Below are 1870 nucleotides of genomic sequence, written 5' to 3' on the forward strand. Positions count from 1 at the left end.
AGCAGCTGAACCAATTGCAGCCTGGTTCGTCCGGGGAGAGCGCTGGAGGGCGCCGAAGCGCGCATCTCGGCATTTCAGGGCCGGTGCCGTCGTTGCCCGATCTGCGTGACAACTTCATCCCTTGCCACCAAACGCCGGAGGCGGCGGCACACGGACCCGGCCCAGGCCCGAATAGCGGGAAACAGCAACCCGAGTGTGCGGTCACCAAAGAGGTCCGCGTCGGCGCAAAACGTGACCGTTCCGAGCCCTTTCCCGAGGACAAGGAACTTGTTTCCTCCTTCAAGAAAGTAGCCCGCGAAGCGAAGACGAACGAGTGGACAGTCCAGAGATTGGTACGTGATCTGCACCATCTTAGCCACTGGCTGCGCCAGGAAAATCGGCAGCCCATTTTCGGCCGGCTTAACCCCGATTCACCTAGGCATGCTTCTTTTGTAGCTGATGTGCAGGACTATCTGAAGGCTGGTGGCCGTCCTGCTGTTGTTACGTACCTGAATAAGGTTGCGCCAGGGAGCCTACCTGGGAAGCTCCCTGCCGACGACGTGGATCTTTTGGCAAGGTTCCGGCTTGACGCCGAGCGCAACATCGCCACCAAAGGGACCGTCGACCACATCGTTTCCGGATTTAAGCGGTTTGCGCTGTGGCTCCAGGACAACAACAAGGGGTCTTTGGCTTCTCAGTTGCAAGGCGGTTCACTGGACAAGGAAATTTCGGAGTATCGGGCGCTGGGGAGGGACCCCCGGAACCGCCTTAAAACGACTCTGGCTGATCTCCGGCGGTTCTTGCCTGGGCCTGAAGAAGTCGAAGGGCTTCAACCCCGTGGCATTGGGCGCCCCCGTCAGGCGGCTCCTCATCCCGAAGACGCCCTCTTGATCGATGGCGCGCTCGGCCAAACGTTGAAAGATCTTGGAGCCCCGACTGCGGAGCAGAGGCAATCTGCGCAAGCGCGGGCTGCACGTGTTCGTGGGCTGAGTGATTGGCTTCGAAGCGAGGGCAAGGGGAGCATAGCTGGCCGACTAAACGGTTCTCTGCAGGAGCAGTTAAGGCTGAATAGCGATCTGATAGCGTTCAAACGGAGTGGAAGAAGAGTCTACTTTCCCGATTTGTCGCATCTTCGGAACTACCAAAAGCTAGTCGAGGCTAATCAAGACCTGCGGCTGCAAGCACGTGAGCAGTCGGCTCTGCCAGCAGTGCTGGACGCCGGGCGGCCCAGCTCTTCGCAGGAGCTACCCGCGACCGCGCAGAGCGAGCGCGCCGGGGCGTTCTTAGGCGAGGCGATGCAAGCATCCGCATCACCATCCACTGCCAAGGCGCCCCCAGGGGTCTACCAGGTAATCCCGCCGCATGCCGACTTGCGCGACGACGCTGACTTTGCGCCAGCGCACTCTGCCGGGGCGCGCTCAGGCACCTTCGGCGGCCTTCAGTCCTTTGTCGACCTGAATGCGCCCACACCGTCCGATTTGCGCGACGATGCTCACTTTGCGCCAGCGCACTCTGCCGGCGCGCGCTCAGGCACCTTCGGCGGCCTTCAGTCCTTTGTCGACCTGAATGCGCCCACACCGTCCGATTTGCGCGATGATGCTCACTTTGCACCGGCGCACTCTGCCGGGGCGCGCTCAGGCACCTTCGGCGGCCTTCAGTCCTTTATCGACCTGAATGCGCCCACACCGTCCGATTTGCGTGATGATGCTCACTTTGCGCCAGCGCATTCTGCCGGGGCGCGCTCAGGCACCTTCGGCGGCCTTCAGTCCTTTGTCGACCTGAATGCGCCCACACCGTCCGATTTGCGTGATGATGCTCACTTTGCGCCGGCGCACTCTGCCGGGGCGCGCTCAGGCACCTTCGGCGGCCTTCAGTCCTTTGTCGACCTGAA

At 61.6% G+C, this 1870-nt stretch carries 1 pseudogene; it reads left to right on the plus strand.

Features of this window, described 5'->3' with window-relative positions:
• Positions 1-92: 92 nt before the first annotated feature.
• A pseudogene (locus ACWGTI_RS32345) lies at positions 93-1870 on the plus strand (hypothetical protein); the annotation flags it as partial.

The organism is Mesorhizobium sp. ArgA1 (assembly GCF_053714375.1).